This is a genomic window from Pseudomonas sp. S44 (genome assembly GCF_016624805.1).
Classification (GTDB): Bacteria; Pseudomonadota; Gammaproteobacteria; order Pseudomonadales; family Pseudomonadaceae; genus Aquipseudomonas; species Aquipseudomonas machongensis.
Genome location: NZ_JACVTY010000008.1, coordinates 77,193 through 96,916, shown reverse-complemented (window position 1 = coordinate 96,916; position 19,724 = coordinate 77,193). Strand labels below are relative to the sequence as shown.

Below are 19,724 nucleotides of genomic sequence, written 5' to 3'. Positions count from 1 at the left end.
AACAACAAATGCAGAGGCCCATGCTCATGACTGCTTCGACTTCGCCCACCGACTTCAGCGCCTGGATCGGCCGCACCGAAGAGGCCTGGGATGTGCTCAGCCGCAACCTGGTCAAGCGCATTGCCGCGACCTTCGGTGAGGCCGCGCCAGGCCATGGTGATGCGCTGCCGCATCTGTGGACCTGGTGCTTCTTCCAGGAGCCGCTGCCAGAGTCGCAACTGGGCAGCGACGGTCATCCTGCCCGTGGCGGCTTCCTGCCTCCGGCCGACAACCGCAACCGCATGTGGGCTGGCGGGCGGGTCGAGTTCATCGCGCCGCTGAAAGTCGGCGGTGAAGCCCACCGCCTGTCGACCATCCTGCACATCGAGGAAAAGCACGGACGCACCGGCGCACTGCTGTTCGTCACCGTGCGCCACGACTACTCCCAGGACGGCCGCCTGTGCATCCGCGAGGAGCAGGACATCGTCTACCGCGAGCCCAATCCGCCCAAGCGCGGCAGCGGCACGCCGAGCGAGGTGGGTGAGTGGAGCGAAACCATCACCCCGACGCCGACGTTGCTGTTCCGCTACTCGGCGATCACCTTCAACGGCCACCGCATCCACTACGACCACCCCTACGTCACCGAGACCGAAGGCTACCCCGGCCTGGTGGTGCATGGCCCGATGATCGCCACCCTCAACCTGCGCGCCTTCGTGCGGGCCCACCCCGACAAGCCCGTGCGCCACTTCGCCTACCGCGGTGTGCGGCCGCTGACCCTGCCTGCAGCATTCCAGGTCAGTGGCTGCATCGAGGCACCTGGCAAGGCGCGCCTGTGGGCCGGTAACGCCGACGGCACCGCACAGAGTGCCGAAGTGACCTTCGACTGACCTCCTCAAGCCTTCGCAGAGAGTCCACACATGCACAGCTACGACAGCGATGACCTCAATGCCATCCGCGAGGGCGTGCGCGCCCTGTGCGCCGAATTCCCCGCCGAATACTGGCGCCGGATCGATGAAGAAAAAGGTTTTCCGGAAGCCTTCGTCAAGGCCATGACCGATGCCGGCTGGCTGTCGGCGATGATCCCCGAGGAATACGGCGGATCGGGCCTGGGCCTGGCCGAGGCGTCGGTGATTCTCGAGGAGGTCAACCGCTGCGGCGGCAACTCCGGCACCATCCACGGGCAGATGTACAACATGTTCACCTTGCTGCGAAACGGCAGCGACGAGCAGAAGCGCTTCTACCTGCCCAAGCTCGCCAGTGGCGAGCTGCGGCTGCAGTCGATGGGCGTGACCGAGCCGACCACCGGCACCGACACCACCAAGATCAAGACCACCGCCGTGCGCCAGGGCGACAAGTATGTGATCAATGGGCAGAAAGTGTGGATCTCGCGCGTGCAGCATTCTGACCTGATGATCTTGCTGGCGCGCACCACGCCGCTGCCGGAGGTGAAGAAGAAATCCGAAGGCATGTCGATCTTCCTGGTCGACCTGCGTGAAGCGATCGGCAACGGCCTGACCGTGCAGCCGATCGCCAACATGGTCAACCACGAGACCAACGAGCTGTTCTTCGACAACCTGGAAATCCCGGCCAGCAGCCTGATTGGCGAGGAAGGCAAAGGCTTCCGCTACATCCTCGACGGCCTGAACGCCGAGCGCACGCTGATTGCCGCCGAGTGCATCGGTGATGGTCGCTGGTTCGTCGAAAAGGCCAGCCAGTACGCCCGCGACCGCGTGGTGTTCGGTCGCCCGATCGGGCAGAACCAGGGGGTGCAGTTCCCCATCGCCGAAGCCCATATCGAGATCGAGGCCGCCGACCTGATGCGCTGGCGCGCCTGCGCCGAATACGACAGCGGCGCCAACGCCGGGGCGGCGGCGAACATGGCCAAGTACCTCGCGGCCAAGGCCTCGTGGGAGGCGGCCAACGCTTGCCTGCAGACCCACGGCGGCTTCGGCTTTGCCAACGAATACGACGTCGAGCGCAAGTTCCGCGAGACCCGCCTGTACCAGGTGGCGCCGATCTCCACCAACCTGATCCTGTCGTACGTGGCCGAGCACCTGCTCGAGCTGCCGCGCAGCTTCTGAGGAGCCGACCATGCGTGATACCCAAGCCCTGGCCGGCTTCCTGGCCGACCTGCGCTACGAGGCCATCCCCAGCAGCGTGCTGGACCGCACCGAAGACCTGTTCCTCGACTGGCTCGGCTCGGCCCTGGCCAGCCAGGGATCGCACCCGATCCCGCTGTTCGAGCGTTACGCCGAGCGCATGGGGCCCTCGTCAGGCCGTGCGCGGGTGCTGACCAATGGCCGGCGCACCTCGGCCTATTTCGCCGCGCTGGTCAACGGCGCCGCCTCGCACCTGGTCGAGCAGGACGACCTGCACAACAGCTCCGTGCTGCACCCGGCCACCGTGGTGTTCTCCGCCGTGCTGGCGGCCGCGCAAGACCTGGGCAAGTCCGGCCAGGACCTGCTGCTGGCCTCGGTGGCTGGCTACGAAGCCGGCATTCGCATCGGCGAATTCCTTGGCCGTTCGCACTATCGGATCTTCCACACCACCGCCACCGTCGGCACCCTGGCTGCTGCTGTGGGCGTGGGCAAGCTGCTGGACTTCAATCAGGAGCAGTTCATCAACCTGCTCGGCAGCGCCGGCACCCAGGCCGCCGGCCTGTGGGAGTTTCTGCGCGACGCCGCCGATTCCAAGCAGCTGCACACTGCCAAGGCCGCCGCCGATGGCTTGCTTGCGGCCTACCTCACCGCCGATGGCCTGAGCGGTGCGCGCAACATTCTCGAAGGTGACCAGGGCATGGCTGCGGGCATGTCCACCGACGCCGACCCGGCGCGGCTGTCCGACCGGCTCGGTACGCGCTGGGCGCTGGCGGAAACCTCGTTCAAGTTCCACGCCTCGTGCCGCCACACCCACCCAGCCGCCGATGCGCTGCTGCACCTGATGCAGCGCGAGGGGCTGGGCCATGAGCAGATCGCCGAGGTGATCACCCGCGTACACCAGGGCGCCATCGATGTGTTGGGGCGGGTGACCACGCCGAGCACCGTGCACCAGGCCAAGTTCTCCATGGGCACGGTGCTGGGCCTGATCGCCGTGCACGGCAGCGCGCAGTTGCTGGAGTTCCGCGACCTGGCACTGACGGACCCGCGCATCGCCGCGTTCCGCGACAAGGTGCGTATGCAACTGGACCCCGAAGTGGACGGCGCCTACCCGGCGCGCTGGCTGGGCCGGGTCGAGGTGCGCTGCGTCGATGGCCGGCAGTTCAGCGCGGCCATCGACGAACCCAAGGGCGACCCCGGCAATACCCTGTCGCGCCCGGAGCTGGAGGCCAAGTTCCAGCGCCTGCTGGCCTATGCCGGGCAGCGCAGCGAGGCCGAGGGCCGTGCGCTGATCGAGCGCGTCTGGCAACTGCGTGACGCGCAGTCGCTGGCGGACCTGCATTGAACACCGAACAGGAATTTGCCATGACCCAATCCGCTCCCCGCCCGCTGGACGGCATCACCGTCGTCAGCCTGGAACATGCCATCGCCGCGCCGTTCTGCACCCGCCAACTGGCGGACCTGGGCGCGCGCGTGATCAAGATCGAGCGCCCCGGCAGCGGCGACTTCGCCCGCGGCTACGACCAGCGTGTCGATGGCCTGGCCTCGCACTTCGTCTGGACCAACCGCTCCAAGCAGAGCCTGACCCTGGACCTCAAGCAGGACGAGGCCGACGACATTCTCCTGGCGCTGCTGGCCAAGGCCGACGTGCTGGTGCAGAACCTCGCGCCGGGTGCGGCGGCGCGCATGGGCTTGTCGTTCGAGGCCCTGCACGCGCGTTTTCCGCGGCTGATCGTCTGTGATATTTCCGGCTACGGCGAAGGTGGCCCGTACGAGAAGAAGAAGGCCTACGACCTGCTGATCCAGAGCGAGGGCGGCTTTCTCTCGGTGACCGGCGGGCCGGGCGACGAGCAGATGGCCAAGGCCGGATGCTCCGTCGCCGATATCGCTGCCGGTATGTATGCCTACACCGGCGTGCTGTCGGCGCTGCTGCTGCGTGACAAGACTGGTATCGGCAGCCGTATCGACGTATCGATGCTGGAGAGCCTGGTGGAATGGATGGGCTACCCGATGTACTACGCCTACAACGGCGCGCCGCCACCACCGCGGGCGGGCGCGTCGCACTCGACCATCTACCCGTATGGGCCGTTCCCCACCGGCGGTGGCGGCACCATCATGCTCGGGCTGCAGAACGAGCGGGAATGGCAGTTGTTCTGTGAAAAGGTCCTGCTCGACCCGGCGCTGGCCAGCGATGCGCGTTTCTCCGCGAACTTCCGGCGCTCGGAGAACCGCGAGGTGCTGCGCCAGATCATCATCGACGGCTTCGCCGAACTGTCGCTGGATGAGGTGGTGGCACGTCTCGAAGACGCGCAGATCGCCAACGCCCGGGTCAACGACATGCAGGGCGTCTGGCAGCACCCGCAGCTCAAGGCCAGGGACTGCTGGCGCGAGGTCGACAGCCCGGCTGGCAAGCTGCCGTCGCTGCTGCCGCCAGGGCGCAACGCCGCCTTTACCCCGCGCATGGACCCGGTGCCGGGATTGGGGCAGCACAGCGCGGCGATCCTCGAGGAGCTGGGTTTTTCGGCCGACGACCAGGCCCGACTGGCGGCTGCTGGTGTCGTTTGATGACAAGGAGTGATTGCTGATGCCGCAAACCATCGTCCGTTCGGCGCTGTTCGTGCCGGGCAGCCGTCCCGAGCGTTTTGCCAAGGCCCTGGCTGCGGGCGCCGATGCCGTTATCGTCGATTTCGAGGATGCCGTCGAGGAGCCGCTCAAGCTTCAGGCGCGTGACAATCTCGCGGCCTTTCTCACGGCCCATCCGCAGGCGCGGGTGTGGGTCAGGGTCAACGCCCCGGAGCATGCCGGGCATGCCGATGACCTGGCGTTCTGCGCGCAGCAGTCCGGTGTCAGCGCTGTGCTGCTGCCCAAGGTGGAAAATGCCGCCCAGGTCGCAGTAGCTGCGCGCACTGGCAAACCGGTGCTGCCGATCATCGAGACGGCCAAGGGCTTGCTGGCACTGGAGCGCATTGCCGGTGCCGAGGGGGTCGAGCGTCTGTCGTTCGGCAGCCTGGACCTGGCGCTGGACCTGAACCTCAACACCGACAGCGCCTCGGCCCAGCGCTTTCTTGACCAGGCGCGCATGGCGGTGCAACTGCATTCACGCGGCGCCGACCTGGCACCGCCGCTGGACGGCGTGTTTCCGGCGATTGGCGACCCGCAAGGGCAGCAGCGGGCCATGCGCCATGCCTATGACATGGGCTATGGCGGGGCGCTGTGCATCCATCCCAGCCAGGTGCCGTTGATTCATGGCGTGCTGGCGCCGAGCAGCGAAGAGCTGACCTGGGCACGGCGGGTGGTGGACGCCAGTGTGGCGGCCAAGGGTGCCGGGGCGTTCCAGCTCGATGGGCAGATGATCGATGCGCCGGTGCTGTTGCGGGCGCAGCGCCTGTTGGCATTGGCCGAAAGCACCTAGGCCTTTCGCGGGGCAAACCGGCGGTGTCCCCACCGATGCATTTGTGGGTGCAACTGTCTTGATCAAAATCTAAAGGCCAGCCCAATCCCTGTAAGAGCGGGCTTGCCCCGCGATCACCGGCAAAGCCGGTGCCCGACACCGCGGTGTCCTTTTCGCGGGCAAGCCCGCTCCCACAGGAGCTGGGCTGGTTTAAGACTTTGAACAAGACAGTGGCAGCTACAGCGCTGACTCTGTGCTCAACGCTGTACCTGTAGGAGCGGGCTTGCCCGCGAATACCGGCATAGCCGGTGCCATGCCCACTGATGTATCTGTAGGAGCGGGCTTGCCCGCGAACACCGGCATAGCCGGTGCCATCCCCCACCCATCCAGGAGCGTTCACCTCAGCCAAACGCGGGCTTACACAAAAGCTGATTCTCGAAACACGCCCGATTGGGCCATCGTACCCTTGGCAACGCTTCCCTGCTGACCCCTTCCAACAACAATAAAAGGTGACACCGATGTTGAAGCTGACCCAGGCGCTGTTGTGCGCCGCCTCCGTGTCCATGGCCGGGCTCGCCCAGGCTGCCGATCCTGTGATCATCAAGTTCGCCCACGTAGTGGCCGACAGCACGCCCAAGGGCCAGGGCGCGCTGATGTTCCAGAAACTGGTCGAGGCCGACCCGCAGCTCAAGGGCAAGGTCAAGGTCGAGGTCTACCCCAACTCCTCGCTGTTCGGCGATGGCAAGGAGATGGAAGCCCTGCTGCTGGGCGATGTGCAGATGCTCGCGCCGTCGCTGGCCAAGTTCGAGCACTACAACAAGCAGGTGCAACTGTTCGACCTGCCGTTCCTGTTCAACGACCTCGAAGCCGTCGACCGCTTCCAGCAAGGCCCGCAGGGCAAGGCGCTGCTGACCTCGATGGAAGACAAGGGCATCCGTGGCCTGGCCTACTGGCACAACGGCCTCAAGCAGCTGTCGGCGAACAAGAAGGTGATCCTGCCCAAGGACGCGCGCGGCCTGAAGTTCCGTGTGCAGGCCTCCAGTGTGCTCGAGGAGCAGTTCAAGGCCATCCGCGCCAACCCGCGCAAGATGAGCTTCGCCGAGGTCTACCAGGGCCTGCAGACCGGTACCGTCAACGGCACCGAGAACACCTGGTCGAACTACGAGAGCCAGAAGGTCAACGAAGTCCAGCCGTTCTTCACCGAGACCAACCACGGCCTGATCGACTACATGGTGATCACCAACGCCAAGTTCTGGAACAGCCTGCCTGAAGACGTGCGCGGCGAGCTGCAGACGATCATGGACAAGGTCACCGTCGAGGTGAACAAGCAAGCCGAGGAACTCAACCAGGCTTCCCGGCAGAAGATCCTCGACGCCAAGACCAGCGAGATCGACCCGCTCACCGCCGAGCAGCGCGCCCAGTGGCGTGAAGCCATGCGCCTGGTGTGGGACAAGTTCTCCGACCAGATCGGCGCCGACCTGATCAAGGCTGCCGACGACGCCAACAAGCCGTCCTGATCGTCGCCCCCATCACCCATGGCCACCTGCAGCGCAGGTGGCCCGGCTTCCTTCTGTCCGGAGAATGCCCATGCACAGGATCAGACGCGTCTGGGAGCACTTCGAGGAGGGCATGATCGCCTTCCTCCTGGCAGCCATGACCTTGATCACCTTCATCTACGTGGCGCTGAACAACCTCTACACCCTGTTCTACACCCTCAGCGACCACTGGAGCTTCGCCAGCGAGCTGATGCTCGGCATCGGCGACCACCTCATGGGCTACGCCCAGGAAATGACCTGGAGCATCGCCCTGACCAAGGCGCTGTTCGGCTGGCTGATCTTCTTCGGTATCGCCTACGGCGTACGCACCGCCGGCCACCTTGGCGTCGATGTGCTGGTGCGGCGTGCGCGCAAGCCGGTGCAACGCATCCTGGCGATGATCGCCTGCGCCTGCTGCCTGGCCTACGCCGGGTTGTTCCTGGTCGCCAGCATCAAGTGGGTGAGCGCGGTGTTCGTCGCCGGTATCGGTGCCGAAGACCTCGACCGCTACGGCATCAAGATCGGCCACATCGCCATGATCGTGCCGTTCGGCTTCGCCCTGATCATCGTGCGCTACCTGGAAATCCTCTACCGCATCTTCACCCACCGCCAGACCGGCCTCGGCCTCGCGGATGAAGCAGCGGAAGCGAGCAAACTGGCCAATCCGGGCGAGGAGTCACACTGATGACCGTTATCTGCCTGTTCCTGCTGCTGTTCGTGTTCATGTTCCTCGGCGTGCCGATCGCCATCTCCCTTGGCCTGTCGGGCGCGGTGTCGATCCTGCTGTTCAGCCAGGATTCGCTCAGCTCGCTGGCGATCAAGCTGTTCGAAACCTCCGACAGCTACACCTTCCTGGCGATCCCGTTCTTCCTGCTGTCGGGCGCGTTCATGACCACCGGCGGCGTTGCTCAACGTCTGATCGACTTCGCCAACGCCTGCGTCGGCCACATCCGCGGCGGCCTGGCCATTGCCGCAGTGCTGGCATGCATGCTGTTCGCCGCGCTGTCCGGCTCCTCGCCCGCCACCGTCGCCGCAGTCGGCTCCATCGCCGTGGCCGGCATGGTGCGCTCGGGCTATCCGAAGGAGTTCGGCGCCGGGATCATCTGCAACGCCGGCACCCTCGGCATCCTCATTCCGCCATCGATCGTCATGGTGGTGTACTCGGCCGCCACCGAAACCTCGGTCGGCAAGCTGTTCATGGCCGGTGTGGTACCAGGCATCCTGCTGGGCATCTTCCTGATGGTGACCATCTACATCGTCGCCCGCATCAAGAAACTCCCCGCCCAGCCGCGTGCCAGCTTCGCCGAATGGCTGCGCACCGCCCGCCGCGCGTTCTGGGGCCTGTTGCTGCTGGTGATCATCCTCGGCGGTATCTACAGCGGCATGTTCACCCCCACCGAAGCCGCGGCCGTGGCGGCGGTGTACTCGGCGTTCATCGCGCTGTTCGTCTACAAGGACATGAGCTTCAGGGACTGCCCCAAGGTGCTGCTCGAGTCCGGCCGCCTGACCATCATGCTGCTGTTCATCATCGCCAACGCCATGCTCTTCGCTCACGTGCTGACTACCGAGCAGATTCCCCAACAGATCACCCAGTGGGTGCTCTCCGAAGGCCTGACGCCGATCGGCTTCCTGATCATGGTCAACGTGGTGCTGCTGGTGGCGGGGAGCTTCATGGAGCCCTCGGCGATCATCCTGATCCTGGCACCGATCTTCTTCCCGATCGCGATGAAGTTGGGCATCGACCCGATTCACCTGGGGATCGTGATGGTGGTGAACATGGAGATCGGCCTGGTGCATCCGCCGGTGGGGTTGAACCTGTTTGTGACCAGCGCGGTGACTGGATTGACGCTGGGGCAGACGATTCGTGCGGCGTTGCCGTGGCTGTCGATTCTGTTGTTGTTCCTGGTGTTGGTGACGTATGTGCCGTTTATATCGCTGGCGTTGCCGGAGTGGTTGGGGATGCCGTGAAAACAACGAAGGGCGCATGATGCGCCCTTTGTTTTTGCAGGCCCTCCACCGGGTCGGATAATCGACCGATACCTGCGCGGCACGCTGCGCAGCAGAATCTTCGGTTCCTACTGGCACTCAGGGACTGAACGCATGCAGCAACTGATTGATCGCACTTACGACTTTATCGTCTGCGGCGCCGGCACCTCAGGGTGTGTGGTCGCCGCTCGCCTTGCCGACCAGCCCGGCGTCCGTGTCCTGCTGATCGAAGCCGGCAGTGCCTACACCGGCCCGGAGGTCACCGCCCCCGCGCAATGGCCGGCGAACCTCGGTTCCGAGCGCGACTGGGGTTTCGAGGCGCAACCCAACCCCGCCTTGAACGGCCGCCGCATGGCGCTGAACATGGGCAAGGGCCTCGGTGGCGGCTCCAGCATCAACGTGATGGTGTGGGCACGCGGGCACCGCACCGACTGGGACCACTTCGCCGAGGAAAGCGGCGACCCCGGCTGGGGATACGAATCGGTGCTCGGCTATTACCGCCGCATCGAAAACTGGCAAGGCCACCCCGACCCCCTGCGCCGCGGCTCGACCGGCCCCGTGCACGTCGCCCAACCCTACGCGCCCCAGCCCCTCGCCTTGGCGACCCTGGAGGCCGCCAACCAACTGGGTATCCCCCGTTTCGACAGCCCCAACGGCGAGATGATGGAAGGCCCCGGCGGCGTCGCCATCGCTGACCTGCGCATCAAGGAAGGCAAGCGTGACTCGGTGTACGACGCTTATATCGTGCCGCGGCTGCACAACCCGAACCTGCACATCCTCACGCAGGCGCTGGTGGCTCGCGTGTTGTTCGATGGCCGTAAGGCGAGAGGTGTCGAGGTCGTGGTCGAAGGCCAACTGCAGCGTTTCTACGTGACGGGTGAAGTGATCCTGTCGATGGGCGCGGTGAACACCCCCAAGGTGTTGATGCAGTCCGGCATCGGCCCGGAAGCCGAGTTACGCGCGCACGGCATCCCATTGTTCAACGTATTGCCAGGCGTGGGGCAGAACCACCAGGACCACGTCGCCTTCGGCTGCACCTGGGCGTACTCGCAGCCGCAGCCGGTCGGCGGCGGAGGTTGCGAGGCCACCTTGTACTGGAAGAGCGACGCCCGCCTCGACGCGCCGGACTTGCTGCACTGCCAACTGGAATTCGCCGTACCTTCACCCCCCGAGGTCGGCATTGCCCCGCCGGCGCAGGGTTGGACGATGTTCGCCGGCTTGGCCAGGCCCGTCAGCCGCGGGCAGTTGCGGCTGTCGGGCGCCGGGGTGCTGGACAGGATGCTGATCGAGCCGAACACCTTGAGCGCGCCGGAGGACATGGCCGCTGCGTTGGCTTCGGTCGAGTTGTGCAGGGAGTTGGGGAACCATCGAGCGTTTGCCGGGTTGGTGAGCGGGGAGGTGGTGCCTGGGCCGCGGGATAGGCAGGGGATGGAGCGGTTCTTGCGCAACTCGGCGGTGAGTTTTTGGCATCAGTGCGGGACGGCGAAGATGGGCCGGGATGAGAGGGCGGTGGTGGATCGAGCGTTGAGGGTTTATGGGGTGAGCGGGTTGCGAGTGATGGATGCTTCGGTGATGCCGCGGATCACGGTGGGGAATACGATGGCGGCTTGTGTGGTGATTGGGGAGCGGGGGGCGGACCTTTTGGTGGGCAGTCGAGCGGTGTTGTAAGGGGGCTGCTGATACGCAGCTTTGGAGGGTACGGGTGGGGTTGTTCGTGCGCTGTTGGCAGTCAGTGTCGGCACGCGCGGACATTCAGTCTTCCAGCCAAGTCTTGAACTCGGCCAAGTTGCTGATGGCCAACTGCCGCGCCAATCCAACCACTGGCTGCCGGGACTGGATCTTGTGAAATCCACCGATCGTTGCGTAGTGGCGGTGAATGATCGTCTTCTGCGTATCGTTCAGCCTTGGATCACTCCTCGGTAAAGTAGTCGCTATCGAGGTGCTTCACTTCGTACACCTGCCTCACGCTGCAGCCCAGGTTGTAGTCGACCATCAGGCGCGCGAGTTCGGCACCATCGATAAGCACTACTTTGATGTCCAGGCTCAAGGCCGCGTCGCGGGCTCCGGTGGAAAAGTCGGATGTCGTGATGAACACCCCCTTGCGTGCGCGCTTACGGGTCAGCGCGCCGATGAACTTGTCGATCTCCGGCCGATGCACCGTGTTACCCCAGCGCTTGGCTTGCAGGTAGATGAGATCCAGCCCGAGCTTGTCTTCCTTGATGATGCCGTCGATACCATCGTCGTTGGTTTGCTGGGTTGCGCTGCCGGCCTCTTTGCGCGAACCACCGTAGCCCATGGCGATCATGAGATCGACGACTAACTGCTCGAAGAATGTCGGCGAAGCGGCACGGACTTGGGCGAGGAGATCGTCTGCCAGCGATTGCATGAGTGCCTGATGGGCTGTGGACAGTTGTTCATCGGGGGTAGATTGCTCGATGGGGTCAGGTTGGGCTTCCAGTACTGGGTTAGTGGCAGGGTTCGTGGTGTGGAATGCGGCGAACTCTGGAAATTGCTTGAGCCAACTGACAGTGATGCGGGCAGGGCCGTTGTTAAGGGCTTCAAGGCCGCGTGGAGTGATCTGGACCAGGCCTTTGGCCGGGATCACGAGTAGACCGGCTTTGTTTAGGTAGGTGCGCGCCCAGCCGACTCTATTGTTGATGACTGTTTGTTTACCGGAGGGGAGGCGTTCGGTGCGTTCTTCCTCGGTTAGATTGAACTCGTTGGCTACGTGCTCGCGTAGGTCACTGAGCGTGAGCGGAGCGCGGTCGGCGACGATGGCCAGGATAGGGCGCATGATGGTTTGGAAGTCTGGGATGGGCATGGGATGTTCTTTTCAGAATGTGGGGCTGATGGCGAAGCGGGATAGGGGAAGGGTGAGGAGTTTGGTTGTGTTTGTCGAGAGGGGGGCCAGGGTAAGTTGAAACAAGTCGGTATCGATCTGTTTTTGTAGTTAATAATTTATTGGTCAACTTGCTTGGAAGACCAGTTGGCACGCTACGTGCTGTGGATTCTGATGGACGGTGCTTTTTGAGCTCCGCCCCCTCAACAAATCTGGATAGCATCTATTGAGCAAATGGTCGCGCTGGTGCTTGTCGCCCCTGCGCGTACGATCTCTCCATTCGCATGAGTTGGGACTTCTCGGCTCTGTACGAAGTCCCGAGAAACCCAATCGGCGCCCATCGAAAGCTGAAATTCTGTAGGGTTCCCGACCATCTACGGAAAGGAATTCTGTGATGGCAAAGCGTTACTAACTCTCGGACGAGGCCTGGAATGTAGTCTCGGATCTCTTCACCGAAACTCATGGCCGAGGGCGACTACGCCTAAGCGACCGCCTGATGCTCGATGGTGTGCTCTGGTTTCTCTGCTGGGGCGCTGCGTGGCGAGACATGCCAGAGCGCTTCAGCTCTTGGGTCAACGGTGTATCAACGGTTTCGCGGCTAGCGAAATCAGGGGACGTTCGATCAGATGCTCAAACGCTTGCACCTGAGATGAATGAGCAAGGCCAGAGCGATCTGCAAATCTGGATGATCGACTCAACCGCCGTACGCGCAACCCGAGCCTCATCCGGCGCTCGGAAAAAAGGGGGCCTAACGAGCCTGCCGATCACGCTCTAGGTCGCAGTCGCGGTGCCTTGACTACCAAAATCCACATGCATCTGCGATGCCAACGGGACACCGCTGCGCTTCCTTCTCTCTGGCGTTTAAACCAGTGACATCAGCTATGGTGGGTCATTGCTGGACAACGTCAGCATTTCCTCAAGTCAACGTGGCCGCCCGCGTCAACGCTACAAATGATTACTTGCTGACAAGGGGTACGACGCCGAAGCGTTACGCCGCTACTGCGACCAATATCGAATGCCGCCCGTAATCCGATGCTCTAAATGAAGAGCAAAGCCAAACCTGGCTTACCCAGACTGTTTGATCGGCCCAAATACCGACAGCCCAAAATCATCGAGCACATGTTTGGCTGGCTGAAAGAGAACCGTCGCATCGTGACACGCTTCTACTAGCTTGCGAAAAGCTATGCTGCTGTGGTCTCGCTGGGTGTTCTATGTGATGTTTGCGACATCTATTTTTGTAAAGAGCCTACAGGGTTGCAAAAATAAGGCCCGCAATTTGCGGGCCCTATCTTCATCAGAATGGATCAAGGTTTTAACACCAACTTTAGACTTGCTCGAACTCGATGGTATTCATGCAGGGGACGTACTTTAAAATTAGATGGGTCGATGACAAGAGGAAAGAAATCACCATGAAATACGCTATAGCATAGCGCTATTTAGTTGAGTCGATGAACGCACCAAGCTTCTCAAGGTCATGCGACCATAGTAGAGAGAGACCCCGGGCCTGCGCCTGTTCAAGGTTCAACACCTTGAAGACTCCGGCCAGTACAGCAGCAGGTACGACCTGCGCACTACCGAACTGCTTAATCCAGTATTCGGCTTTGACTGCTGCGTCGTTATTCAAACGCTTAACACTATTTGTCGCGCTGTTCGACACCTTACACTCGATTGCCAGGATGCGTGTATCGTGTAGGCGCACGACGACATCAGCCTTACGCTCGCCGAGCTGGCATTCAGAGCAGAACTGCATAGGTTGCGGGCCTTTCACAATCGTATTGATTGCGACCGCCGGGGCCTCGCTAAAACCAAGGCTGCGAAGGTAGTCCTTCACCTTGGTCTCTTGGTTTTCTTTGCCTTCATTGCGTCGCTCGGTCGCAATTCGTTGCGCAGCCAAGAGTACAGACGAAGCCAACAACGCAGCTTCGCGCTGCTGAAGAGTCGGTGCACCACCGGCCTCCATCCAGGGGAATCGATGCGGGTCGATCACCCGCTCGATAACCTCAAACACTTTACGTAGTGCTTCAGGATTTTTTTTCAAAACCCCCGGTGCAATCGAATCAACGTTGGCGATTACTCGCAGGTCGTCATCGGAGATCGGCGGACCAGCCAAGTACCGCAACGCTTCGCCTAGGCCCAAACCGTAAGCTTCGGCAAGATTGTCATTAGTGATCGCGCCAGGGTTGAGGTCGCTCAGCTTTTTGAATAGCTGCTCGAACTTACCTCGCGCTTGTTTGTAGTGGGTTTCCCAAGAATCAGAGACAGCTAGACGCTCATCTCGGAATAACGCAGCAGACGTGGCAGAGTCTTCAGCAAGCTCATCGATAGTCCAACGGGGAGGTGCGCTTATCATGCAAGAAGAGTTTCCAAATTTGGGATGCGCAGGCGCTCGATTTCCTTAGGCTCAAACTTGGTCAAGCCACCGGCATAGGTTCTGCCGCTTCCCGTGTTGATGTTGTTGTTAAGCCATTGCACTAGACGATCCGTTACACCGTCGGCCAGCGCTTGACGCGGGTAGAGGCCGTGCGCAATGTTTATATGTCGCGCATCACATGCATTGAGTGTGAACTGAGGCGGGCGGCGAGCCATGTATGTGCACAAAATAGGCGCTGGAGCCTTGAGCCCCACGGACCACCAAGCTTTTCGATGTCGCGCTATGTAGCTCTGGTCTGCTCCGTTGAGTTTGGCCCAATCCAAGAAAGCGCTGATGCTCCGGCGCTCTTCGATAGTAAAGTCGTCCAACTCAGGAGGCAGGTCGATGACACGGCGCAGAACTTCAGACGACTGCAAATGTGCACCGGCCTGGATCAAGTCTTTGGCCTTTGTGACCGCCGGCAGTTTGACCCTATCAGGCAGACCTTTCGCATGCTCACCTGCAATCCATATGTTATTTGCACCCGTCACCTGACCGCGATGCACCCGAAAAAGCTCGCCAAGCTCAATGTCGCCAACTGTTATGGACTGGGACGGCCGAACAATAATTGACCACCGAGGCGTGGCATGCAGCCTATCGCGTGCGATATCGGTTCCCTTCGACAAGCCGTTTAAGCTTTTCAGCTCATCGATGGCACGCACTCGCACCGGCTCAGCTGTAGCGCCAACGCGGAAGCAAGTAATAGAGGCTGTTGTCGCCGTCCCAGGGAACGCTTCGACCGTGGGCTCAAGCACATGTAGGGCGATTCCGCCCAGCTCATCGAGCAAAAGTCGGCGTAGCGCGGAACCGTAGTTAACATCCATCCATTCTGATGAAGTGATGAATGCGCCTACGTCGCCCGCTTTCGCGAGCAACCGCGTTTGCAGGAAAAAATGCAAATGCAAGCCGGCCAACGCGCTGGCCTTAATGCCAAAGCCAGCAAATTTCGATGCGTACCAAGCTTTCCAAGGTTCGGCAATATCGTGATGCCTTACGTAAGGCGGATTACCGACGAACGCAGTCATACCTGCGCACCTCGGTAGCTTAATTTCCCGGTAGTCCTTGACCAAGACGGTCGTCCGATCGGCCCAACCGCGGGCGCTTAAATTCGCGCGTAACATCAAGGCGGCCAACGGATCCATTTCCACAGCAACCAGCTGCGCATTCGGAAAGGCTTCACCTGCGGCTAGGATAAAACGACCTGAACCAGCACCCGGATCGACAATTCTGCTCGGCATTCCTTGGCTAACTAGCCAGGTCATCATCGAGCGAACGATTGGCGCAGGCGTATAGACAGCACCAGCCGCACGACGCTCGGTGGCGGATCGGATCGACGAAAAGGCTTCGCCGAGCGGATCGGCGCCACGTGTTATCTCTTTGCGGATTCGATCGATTTCTCGAGGTGTGAACGCCAATTCTGACGCTGTCTTCACGAGCTTACGCTCGCCCGAAGACAGGCTGCCTTGCCCTTCAATAAGGGCAAGGCAAAGAGCCACTAGCTCTTGCTCTGTGTGCACATTCATTCTTGCTTTCCCTTGAGTCCGGCGAATAGGTCAGCCTGGCCTAGTAGCTGCTTCTCAGTGAAGGCTCGCATGAAGTCACGCAGCACATCTGAAGCGTGTCGGTCTTGGGTGCGGCAAGCCTGCACGAACGCGTCGCGCAGCTCCTTCTCCACCCTGATACGCATACCGGAATTTTTGAGTGTCATAGACGTAGCGTAGCACGATGGATACACATTGTGTATCCATCGTGTGGTCATTTAACCTGCCATAACCACACGCTCACACTCTTGGACTACATATTCCGGCACGTTGTCGAACTTGTGAGGATTAAGCTGCATCACATACTCATTCTCAATATGAAAGGACTCATTTACAAACTTCTGAAGAATACCATCCTGCTCTCCAGCAGGGGAACCGTGCACTTCCTTAATAATTCGGAAAAGCTGAAGTTTGTCGTATCCAACCTTAGCGTCCGTAAATCGACGCTTCATCTCCACTTTATCCTTAATAACAGCAAGCACCTTAGCGTAATCGAAAGTCGGGATAAACTTCTTGATACCTGCTTCCGCGCCTGCAATTTGCTGAGCATCCATCACAACATCGCCCGTAGCAGACTTTAGGATAGGCACATCCCTTGAGTGCAAAAGGTTTGCCAAATAGTTATATTCCATCCCTAAATCATTGACAATCTCGAAATGCCTTCTTAGATATATGCACTGAATAACCTCATCTGCAACATCGCGAATATTATCCCCACATATCTGTGCGAAGGTTTGGATATTCTCTTCCTTAATTTCCACCTCAGAGACGACACCTGCTTTCGAAGCCAGGAAAAATGCCGTTGGCTTGGGGTGTTGAAACAACCGTTTTACGCCCCGTATGACATCTATAGCAGGCTCGATATCATGAGTCAGCATGAGGACGGTAGTATCACGAAGACTTGCCTTACCTCTAAACAGCTCGTTCAAAATTGCAAACTTCTTCGTCTTATCAAAGCTTGAGACCGGGTCATCTAAAACCGCCAGCCCAGGTTTTTCTCTCAGAACTTGATACATAAACAATATAAGAGCGAAAGCGTTCCTTTCTCCGTAGCTAAGATGCTGCGCAGCAGCCTCAATATGCTCATTGTAGTCTTGATGCACAAGCTTCATCTTGTAAGAGTCGGCTTCAGACTTAATAAGCACGCTGTACTTATAACCAGCAGACTTGAGAAAGCCATTTATACCATCTTGGTTTTCCTCGACAGCCCGTTCAATCAGCTTCTTATGCCTATTAATCTTCCCTTTAAGATCTCCCACCCTCCCTGCCAATTCTTGAAGCTTGGCATTTACCGGATCGACGATGGATTTAGTATCTGCCGAATCCAGCCTTTCTAGCAAACCTAGGTCAATTGTCAGCTTATTGATTTCCTCATCAACCTTTTCAACATCTCGCAATGCAAAAAACGAAATAGAGCGCAATCCTTCAAGCTTTACAATTAGGGTTTCAACATCGCCTCGAAGAGCACTTAAAAAATTAGCTTCCTCTGGCGAAAGCTCGACTTTGGATTTTGTAACATTCCCCAGGCTTTCACGACATGCAGCATTGAAATAATTCCCTAACCTTGCGATAACAGCCTGCAACGCACTTAAATGCTCTACAGCTTTGGAGTCATACTCTTTGGCTACCGACTCCGAAGGCGTCACGAAGCTCTTTTAAGTCTGATATCGCATTAGCCAAGGCTTCATTTCCGTCGAAAGCAGACTTGACTCCTTGGAAGAGTGCTTCTATTTCCTGCATCGCGGCGACAAAAGAATCTGTTTTGATAAAAATCTCAAAACTATTCTTGAGAACTTCATCCCGCTGAAAGGTAAACTGTGAGACGTAGTTATCGTCAAAAACCAAAACCGACTTGACACCTTCAACACCAGTCACGGATGGCTCAAACTGATCAGCAAGCGCACGATGTTTAAAAGGCTTCAGCTTTTGAAGCGTTCCGTCATTGTTAACGGCGGCTAGAATTGCTTTTGCTATTGAACTTTTCCCTAGTCCGTTCGGGCCATACTTTATATTCAGCGTGCCCTTGGCTATCCGAATTTCAGCACTTTCTATGCTGTTGCAGTTTTTTATCTGAACCGTAAATGCAGACATCCTTTCTCCCTGTATTTAGCAAGTCAACACTATGAATTGCAGCCTCCATGCACAGCCGGCACACATCCTCATTCGGGGTGAAGGATAAGACCGTTGACGGTGATCTTGAGGGCTGCCAGTGATACGCAACACTGCATCACGCACCAGCTAGTTGTGCGAAGTGCATCAATGCCTCCCATGTAGCCGACGGAATTTCGGGGGCACCGATTGGACGACCGTCTCACGTCCAGGCTGATCTACGTCATCGTTATCCATCCCGAAAGCATCGGCCATCTGCCGTAACAGAATAGTCAGTTCAGCCGGGCAGCCGTCGCGATGAGTTTCGGCAAGCAGCCTTTCAGAGTAGCTCGGATTAGCGCGGAAGTACTCGACCATAGCCTCATGGTGTGATCTGTCTTTCACTTGACGGCGCGCTTCATTCTGACGTTATCCCGATATGATAATCGTCGTTACAGAGTTGGATGCGAGCGGCGAGCGAATCGTGCAATACCTCAGCAAGCGAGACATTCCGATCAACGTGCTCTGCTTCCAGGTCTTTCAGGTAGGTGAGCAGCTATTGCTGAGCAGGTCCTGGCTACTCGATCCAGTCCAGACCCAAGTGAATGCCGCCTCGGCCAGTGAAGGGCAGAGCGAGCCTTGGAATGGCGAACTTTACTGCTCGTTCGGGGGCTCCGATTCACGCTCATGGGTTGATGCGCTGGAATTCGGCTTCATATCTGGCGGTGGGGGCTCGTGGTACAGCAAGACACTGCAGCTGTTGTCTGCAGAGGACCGTGTATGGATCAATGTTCCCCAGCAAGGCTATGTGGAAGTTGGTCGTGTGCTTGGCCCTGCGGTTCCAGCAAATGAATTCAGGGTGATGAAAGATGGCGAGGAACGGCCGGTGATGGAGCTCGCGGTCCGGGCCAACTATCACGCCGAATTCATTGATGACCCTGAGCACTGCGAATATTTCGTCCCGGTGCAGTGGCTACAAACCGTTCCGGTGAGCCTTGCGGTTCGGGAGATTGGAATGTTCGGGAATCAGAACACCGTGTGCCGGCCCAAGACGCCGAAATGGAGAGCAACTATCGAGCGATTGAAGGAGCGCTTCCCTCATTTCGACGATATGGCCGCTAGCGAGGTAGTGTAGTAGCGGCCAAGCCTGGGCCCGACTTGAGTTCAGCGCATCATCCCCAGCTCCGCATCATCCAGCAGCGCTTTACCCAACGCGCAGAGATAATGTCCGGCCCAGATAAACGCTGGTTTATTCTCCATTAGCCCTTCTACGGTGAGGTCTCGAGCGTACCCCATCAGCTCTGAGGCCTGCTCCCTGGCGCGTTCGCAGGGGATGCCGGGCTCGATACGAAACAGCGGGTGAGTTTGATTTTCACCTTGGTAAAACACTGTTTCACCGGCTGTGCATTTGATGTTTTCAGTGGGCATCGATCAACCCCCCTGATTGAAATGCATCAGGGGGCCTAGAGCCATAAGCTGCTGTCTTCCGCGACAACGCCGGCGCGAAGGCCAAGCGCTCTCACCCGCACGCCCAAGGAAATCGAGTAAAGCTGGCGGATCCGGAACAATCTTCAACATGATTTGTTTCCCTTCAAAACGCCATCACCCTCCGCCGTCAAACAGAGGGTGGCAGCTGTACGCGGGTTGACAGACCGGCGGAAACAACAAGTTCCGGCGCACGCAAGCGTGCCCGCACGTACAGCCGCCATAACGACGAGCCGTTTTGTTGTTTACCGTTGCGACCTGTCAAAGTCATGCCGTTGATGAGCAACGACCCGGCGAGACTAAGACCCTGAAAAAGCGACCGCAACGGAAAACAGGCGCCGGTAGTATCTTTGGGAAACGGACTACACGAAAGC

The 19,724-nt window shown here is 59.6% G+C and carries 15 protein-coding genes and 2 pseudogenes; 11 read left to right on the top strand and 6 right to left on the bottom strand.

The genetic code is table 11. The features are described 5' to 3' along the window. Nucleotides 1-26: 26 nt before the first annotated feature. The 9 genes from IAE40_RS08965 (at nt 27) to IAE40_RS08925 (ending at nt 10,655) form a co-directional block, all read left to right on the top strand. Nucleotides 27-866, top strand: coding sequence for an FAS1-like dehydratase domain-containing protein (locus IAE40_RS08965; protein ID WP_054895271.1), 840 nt, complete (start codon nt 27-29; stop codon nt 864-866). Nucleotides 867-896: 30 nt separating this feature from the next. Next, nucleotides 897-2,060 (top strand): acyl-CoA dehydrogenase family protein, encoded by a 1,164-nt coding sequence (locus tag IAE40_RS08960; protein WP_054895253.1) that lies wholly within the window; start codon nt 897-899, stop codon nt 2,058-2,060. 10 nt (nt 2,061-2,070) lie between these two features. Then, nucleotides 2,071-3,420, top strand: coding sequence for an MmgE/PrpD family protein (locus IAE40_RS08955; RefSeq protein ID WP_153774122.1), 1,350 nt, complete (start codon nt 2,071-2,073; stop codon nt 3,418-3,420). Nucleotides 3,421-3,440: 20 nt separating this feature from the next. Then, nucleotides 3,441-4,640 carry a CaiB/BaiF CoA transferase family protein gene (locus tag IAE40_RS08950; RefSeq protein WP_054895251.1) on the top strand — a complete coding sequence of 400 codons (1,200 nt, stop codon included), beginning with the start codon at nt 3,441-3,443 and terminating at the stop codon, nt 4,638-4,640. 19 nt (nt 4,641-4,659) lie between these two features. Further along, nucleotides 4,660-5,487: an HpcH/HpaI aldolase/citrate lyase family protein gene (locus tag IAE40_RS08945; protein ID WP_200603045.1), complete on the top strand. Its 828-nt coding sequence runs from the start codon at nt 4,660-4,662 to the stop codon at nt 5,485-5,487. Between the two features lie 497 nt (nt 5,488-5,984). After that, nucleotides 5,985-6,983: a TRAP transporter substrate-binding protein gene (locus tag IAE40_RS08940; protein WP_200603044.1), complete on the top strand. Its 999-nt coding sequence runs from the start codon at nt 5,985-5,987 to the stop codon at nt 6,981-6,983. 70 nt (nt 6,984-7,053) lie between these two features. Further along, complete coding sequence (locus IAE40_RS08935) at nt 7,054-7,686, top strand: TRAP transporter small permease (RefSeq protein ID WP_200603043.1); 633 nt, start codon at nt 7,054-7,056, stop codon at nt 7,684-7,686. Further along, nucleotides 7,686-8,969: a C4-dicarboxylate TRAP transporter large permease protein DctM gene (dctM, locus tag IAE40_RS08930; protein WP_200603042.1), complete on the top strand. Its 1,284-nt coding sequence runs from the start codon at nt 7,686-7,688 to the stop codon at nt 8,967-8,969. The genes IAE40_RS08935 and dctM overlap by 1 nt, the downstream gene beginning before the upstream one ends. Before the next feature lie 132 nt (nt 8,970-9,101). Then, on the top strand, nt 9,102-10,655 hold the full coding sequence (locus IAE40_RS08925; RefSeq protein WP_200603041.1) for a GMC family oxidoreductase: 1,554 nt from the start codon (nt 9,102-9,104) through the stop codon (nt 10,653-10,655). A gap of 241 nt (nt 10,656-10,896) precedes the next feature. On the opposite strand, the gene IAE40_RS08920 is transcribed toward IAE40_RS08925, so the two are convergent. Then, nucleotides 10,897-11,808, bottom strand: coding sequence for a restriction endonuclease (locus IAE40_RS08920; RefSeq protein WP_151924308.1), 912 nt, complete (start codon nt 11,806-11,808; stop codon nt 10,897-10,899). 412 nt (nt 11,809-12,220) lie between these two features. Here IAE40_RS08920 and IAE40_RS08915 point away from each other — a divergent pair. Continuing rightward, a pseudogene (locus tag IAE40_RS08915) lies at nt 12,221-13,067 on the top strand (IS5 family transposase). Between the two features lie 191 nt (nt 13,068-13,258). On the opposite strand, the gene IAE40_RS08910 reads toward IAE40_RS08915, so the two are convergent. The 4 genes from IAE40_RS08910 to IAE40_RS08895 form a co-directional block, all read right to left on the bottom strand. Further along, the gene (locus IAE40_RS08910) at nt 13,259-14,176 is read right to left on the bottom strand and encodes a XamI family restriction endonuclease (RefSeq protein ID WP_151924309.1); all 918 of its coding nucleotides are present in this window, start codon (nt 14,174-14,176) and stop codon (nt 13,259-13,261) included. Beyond that, on the bottom strand, nt 14,173-15,759 hold the full coding sequence (locus tag IAE40_RS08905; protein WP_200603040.1) for an Eco57I restriction-modification methylase domain-containing protein: 1,587 nt from the start codon (nt 15,757-15,759) through the stop codon (nt 14,173-14,175). The genes IAE40_RS08910 and IAE40_RS08905 overlap by 4 nt, the downstream gene beginning before the upstream one ends. A 236-nt stretch (nt 15,760-15,995) precedes the next feature. Further along, nucleotides 15,996-17,423: an AAA family ATPase gene (locus tag IAE40_RS08900; RefSeq protein ID WP_200603039.1), complete on the bottom strand. Its 1,428-nt coding sequence runs from the start codon at nt 17,421-17,423 to the stop codon at nt 15,996-15,998. After that, nucleotides 17,389-17,868 carry an AAA family ATPase gene (locus tag IAE40_RS08895; protein WP_200603038.1) on the bottom strand — a complete coding sequence of 160 codons (480 nt, stop codon included), beginning with the start codon at nt 17,866-17,868 and terminating at the stop codon, nt 17,389-17,391. The genes IAE40_RS08900 and IAE40_RS08895 overlap by 35 nt, the downstream gene beginning before the upstream one ends. Nucleotides 17,869-18,304: 436 nt before the next feature. Between IAE40_RS08895 and IAE40_RS08890 the strand changes: the two are divergent. Further along, a pseudogene (locus tag IAE40_RS08890) lies at nt 18,305-19,000 on the top strand (nuclease); the annotation flags it as partial. A 29-nt stretch (nt 19,001-19,029) separates the two neighbouring features. Here the strand turns inward: IAE40_RS08890 and IAE40_RS08885 are convergent. Beyond that, nucleotides 19,030-19,293, bottom strand: coding sequence for a DUF3077 domain-containing protein (locus tag IAE40_RS08885; protein ID WP_200603037.1), 264 nt, complete (start codon nt 19,291-19,293; stop codon nt 19,030-19,032). Nucleotides 19,294-19,724 lie beyond the last annotated feature (431 nt).